The organism is Protofrankia sp. Cj5, assembly GCF_917627405.1.
Taxonomy (GTDB): Bacteria; Actinomycetota; Actinomycetes; order Frankiales; family Frankiaceae; genus Protofrankia.
In genome coordinates, this window is record NZ_CAKJTO010000187.1 from 1 (window position 1) to 5,009 (window position 5,009).

Consider the following 5,009-nt stretch of genomic DNA (forward strand, 5'->3'; position numbering starts at 1 on the left):
CTTCTCCGCCGCACGATGCATCCGTCTGTCATCCGGCACCCCCGAACAAACTTCCGGCGGCGACCACTTACTTAGAGCGCCCGGCAATAGAGGAGTGGATCAAGGAGTGGGGTTGGGGTGCGTGCATCGCGAGGCGGCGGAGGCAGCCACCGGAGGTGGTGGGTGGCGACTGACGAGCCGGGGTACCCGTCCATCGCGCGGCGATGGACGGGGAGCGATGACGCGAGGTGCGTGCCCCAACCCCGCGACGCGGCGTCCCCTATTGCCCGGCGCTCTTAGGGCGTGTTTCGCAAGCCGTCTGTCCGGCTCCCTGATCGAACGACGGCTTGCGAAACACGCCGTGGGCCTGTGCCAGCTCTTCGGGGTGAACGAGTCGCGAATGGGTCGCTCAGGGCGTGCCTCGGGACTGGATTGGCGAGTCCCGGGTAGGGGTGGAGGAGCTACGGGTGTTCGTCCGCAAGATTTTTCACTGACGGACGCTGCCAGTAGTCAGGGGTGGCAAATCGGACGTCGGCATACCGCTGCCACGGGCCGGTGCCGCACTGCCGCGCCGGAGTGGTCCACAAAGAAGCCGCTGCCAGCCGGCCAGCCGTCAGTTGGTCAACTGTCAGTTGGTAAAAACTGGGGCGATCGTGAAGGTTCCCGGGGTCTCGGGCTGATTGGTGGTTTGTTGAGGGAGAATAGCGCCCGGAGTGTCAGAATATGCCCCGCCGATCTGATCGTGGGGGGATGATCATTTGACGACTTCAGTACATGCCGCTCGCCGATTGCGAGTGGTCCGAGCGGGCCGCGTGGCGCTCTTGGCGGCTGCGGTATTCTTCGTGGCCACCACTCTCGCCGGCCTGCGCGACACATCGATCATAGTCAACGGGGTCGATCGCTGGCTCGGCAACTGCTTCAGCCTGGCGGCGGGGGTCATGTGCCTCGTACGCGCCAATCTTGTGCGTGGTGAACGGGCCGCGTGGGTCACGATCGGGGTCGGTCTTCTGTGCTACGGCGCCGGGACGATTTACTTCACGACACGGGTCGCCGATCGCAATCCGCAACTGTCGCCATCGCTGGCCGACGCGGGCTGGTTGTTGTTCTATATCGCGACATATGTAGCTGTGATTCTGCTGATGCGCAAACGAGTGTCCCGGTTTCATCCCAGCGTCTGGCTTGACGCGCTGGTGGGCGCTCTCGGGGTGGCGGCGCTTGCCAGCGGCCTGGCTGTCGGTGCCATCGGTAAGGTCCGCGCGACCAATATGTCGACGGTGGAGCTCAATCTCGCCTATCCCCTTGCCGATCTGATGCTGCTCGTGCTCGTCGTGAGTGTGTTCGGTCTGCTGGGCTGGCGGCTCGAAAGGGTGTGGTATCTCCTCGGCGGCTCGCTGATTATCTTTGCGGCCGCCGATACGGTCGTGGTCGGCGAGGTCGCCAGCGGTCACTACTCCCCGGGCGGGCCGGTCGAGGTGCTGTGGGCACTGGCGCTGGTTCTGCCCGCGTACGCCGCCTGGCAACGGCCGTCGCGGGAGAAGACGGAGGGCCTCGTCGGGTGGGGTGTGCTGGCCATCCCAGCCATCTTCGCGATTGCCGCGCTTGGGCTCCTGGTCTTCGGAGCGGTAACGCGGCTGCCGCCCGTGACCGTCACGCTCGCGGCCGCCACGGTTCTGGCCGCGCTCGTGCGGACCGGGATCACCTTTGCCGAGGTCCGTCAGCTCGCTGAGACCAAGCTGCAGGCCCGCACCGACGAGCTCACCGGGCTGGCCAACCGTCGTGGCTTCTTCGAACGCCTCAACGGGCTGGACTCCGGCGCTGGCGCCGGGGCCCGTCGGTTCGCGCTGCTCGTTCTTGATCTTGACCGTTTCAAGGAGATCAACGATTCCCTTGGCCATTCCGTCGGCGATGATCTGCTGAAGCTCGTCGGGCGGCGGATCGCGGCGGCGCTGCGCCCGGAGGACCTGTTGGCCCGCCTCGGTGGGGATGAGTTCGCCGTGCTCCTGGAAGATGCGGATGCGGCGGTGGCCAAGATGGTCGCCGAAAGGGTGCTGGCCACGCTCGAGGGCCCCTTCGAGGTCGGCGCGGTCACCCTGCACGTGGACGCGAGCATCGGGGCCGCGCTCTACCCGGACGACGCGGTCGCCGCGAGCGTTCTGTTGCAGCGAGCGGATGTTGCGATGTACGCGGCCAAAGCCGCCCGCTCTGGGGTCGAGTACTACCAGCCTGGTGTGGACGTGCACACCCCGGATCGCCTGGACATCATCGAGGCGCTGCGCAGCGGGCTCGGCGAGGATCAGCTGCGGGTCCATTACCAGATGAAGATCGACCTGCGCACCGGTGGCTGTCATGCGGTGGAGGCGCTCGTGCGGTGGGAACATCCCACCAAGGGCCTTCTCCCGCCCGATGTGTTCCTGCCCCTGGCCGAGCACACCGGGCTCATGCGTACGCTGACGCTGGAGGTTCTCGGCCTCGCGCTGGGGCAGTCCCGTCGCTGGCGGGACGCTGGTCTGGACATCGGAGTCGCGGTCAATCTCTCCGCGTCCAATCTGCTCGACACGGCATTCCCGACCGAGGTCGCGGATCTGCTCGCGCTGCACGGGGTGCCGGCGCGGGCGCTTGAGTTTGAGATCACTGAAACAGCCCTGATGCTTGACCGGATCCGTACCGCGGCCGTGCTCATGGCCCTGCGGGAGATGGGAATCCACATTGCCGTGGACGATTATGGGACGGGATACTCGTCCCTGTCCTATCTGCGGGAGCTCCCGGTGGATATTCTCAAGCTGGACAAATCTTTTGTCATGCACATGGACTCCGATCCGGGGGCGGCGGCGATCGTGCAGTCCACGGTCGGGCTCGCACACTCCCTTGGCCTGCGTATCGTGGTTGAAGGGGTCGAGACCGAGAGCGCGATGCGGCGGCTGGCCGAGTTTGGTTGTGATCTTGCGCAGGGCTTCTACCTGGGTTGCCCACAGCCCGCCGAGGAGCTGACGCCGCTGCTCTGGCACCGTAATGATCACCGTTTGTCAGCTGGTTGCGCCGCATTGGCCGTTGGATCCGCGGAGGTGGAGGTGGAGGTGGAGGTGGAGGCGGGCCGGGACGCCGTGGCCGAACCTGTTCGCGCGGGTCACACATGGACCTGACCGGCTCACCAGAGCCGCCGGGGCCGTCGCCATGGGACGGGCTGCCAGCGACGGAACACGGCGAGCCAGCGGGCTTACCCATCGCGGTCGGGGGCGAGCTCACCGCGGCGGTGCTGATCGGGGCGTATCGGCGGGGAGCTTTCCCCTTCCCGGTCCGGGGCGGAGACCCGGTCGAGGGCGCGGCCACACGCCGCCGGTTCAGCGCCGCCGTCGCTGACGGGCGTATCTTCAACCTCGCCGGGGATGACCCGCCAGATCTTGACCTGCCCTGGTGGTGCCCGGACCCGCGGGGCGTGTTGCCCGTCGGCGGCGTGCATGTGTCCGACTCGTTGTTCAGACGGATGCGTGCGTGCGCGTGGACCACCACGTTGGACAGGGCGTTCGCCGATGTCGTCCGTGGCTGCGGCCGCGGTGGCCGACCCACGTGGATCACGCCTGAACTCGCGGACGCCTACCTTCAGCTGCATCGGCTCGGCTGGGCACACAGCGTCGAGGTGTGGAAGGGCGACGATCTTGTCGGCGGGATGTTCGGTGTGCTCGTCGGCGCCGTCTTCATGGCTGAGTCCATGTTCCACGCGCATACCGACGCGTCCAAGGTCGCGTTGGTCGACTTTGACGCACGCTTCGTGCGGGCCGGCGGTCGGCTCGTCGATGTGCAGTTCGTGACCGCGCACGCTGGCTCCATGGGCGCCGTGGAGATCCCGCGAGAACGGTTTCTGGCGGTTCTGCATGATGCGCGGGACACGGACGTGAAGCTGGTTCGCGACCGCTTGTCCGTGCGGCGCCTAGCCGAGCTCGCCCGAGCAAGCCGACGGACCGGGCCGGACGCATCGTGACGAGCCAGGCCGACTGGGCCGCCGGCCGCCCGGCGTGAACCGCGGCTGTACAGCCGTACAGCCGTACAGCCGTCGGCCTGTCAGCGGAGGGGAGCGCTCTACACGGTTTTCGTCCATTGGCTGGGCCAGCGGCGCGGCGCAGGTCCGTCATGCTCGGACTGTTCGTGTTGTTCTGGCCGCGGGCCTGGGAACATCGCGGCAACCTCGGCGAGTACCGCGAGCAGCTGGGTAATCTCTTCGTCGGTATTGGCCGCGGTCACCTGAATGCGGATTCCGACATCGGCTCGGGGCACCAATGGAAAGGGTGCCATGGTGATGTAGATCCCGCGGTCGAACAGATGGAGGCCAAGGGCGTCTGTGTCCTCGGGACTGCCGATCGGTACTTCGATGATCGGTGTTCCGGACCGGTTCAAGGTCCGCAGCCCGAGTTGTGCCAGACCGTCGAGAACACGGGCGGTCTTGCGATGGAGATCGGCCCTGATGGTGTCGCCCCGCACCGCGTTGAGCCGGAAGCCGGCCAGCACGGTGGCGAGCGAAGCCACCGGAGACGGCCCGGAGAAGAGGTACGGCGCGGCAGTCACCTTGAGGTAGTTCTTCACCGTGGTCGGGCAGGCGATGAAGGCCAGCAGGGATGAGTACGCCTTGGAGAAGCCGCCCACCAGGATGAGTCCGTCATAGCTTTCCCCGACATGGCGGACAAGGGCGTTACCGTGTAAACCGTACGGGCTGATCTCGGCTCGGCCGCGCTCACCGATGACGCCGAAACCGTGGGCATCATCGATGTAGAGGATCGCGTCGTTCGCCCGGGTGACTGCCAGCAGCTCGGTCAACGGCGGTGTGTTGCCGGTCATACTGTTCACGCCGTCGATACATACCAGTCTTGGGTAGGTGGGGCACGCCCGCAGCAGCTCATCCAGCTGGCTGGGATTCTCGGCATCGAAGTAGTACAGGGTGCCACCTCGGGCCCGCGCTATGGCGCAGCCGTCGTGAATCGTGCGGTGCGCATGCCGGTCGAGAAAGACCGACCCTTCTCCGACGAGAGCTGGAATGACCG

At 66.5% G+C, this 5,009-nt stretch carries 3 protein-coding genes; 2 read left to right on the plus strand and 1 reads right to left on the minus strand.

Annotated elements, in window-relative coordinates:
* The first annotated feature begins 791 nt into the window (after positions 1 to 791).
* Together MJ777_RS22185 and aat are read left to right on the plus strand one after the other, a co-directional pair.
* Positions 792 to 3,119, plus strand: coding sequence for a bifunctional diguanylate cyclase/phosphodiesterase (locus tag MJ777_RS22185; RefSeq protein WP_239377682.1), 2,328 nt, complete (start codon positions 792 to 794; stop codon positions 3,117 to 3,119).
* Positions 3,110 to 3,955 carry a leucyl/phenylalanyl-tRNA--protein transferase gene (gene aat / locus MJ777_RS22190; RefSeq protein ID WP_239377683.1) on the plus strand — a complete coding sequence of 282 codons (846 nt, stop codon included), beginning with the start codon at positions 3,110 to 3,112 and terminating at the stop codon, positions 3,953 to 3,955. The genes MJ777_RS22185 and aat overlap by 10 nt, the downstream gene beginning before the upstream one ends.
* 98 nt (positions 3,956 to 4,053) lie before the next feature.
* Here aat and MJ777_RS22195 read toward each other — a convergent pair.
* The coding region (locus tag MJ777_RS22195; RefSeq protein WP_239377684.1) for a pyridoxal phosphate-dependent aminotransferase family protein at positions 4,054 to 5,009 on the minus strand (956 nt) is incomplete at its 5' end.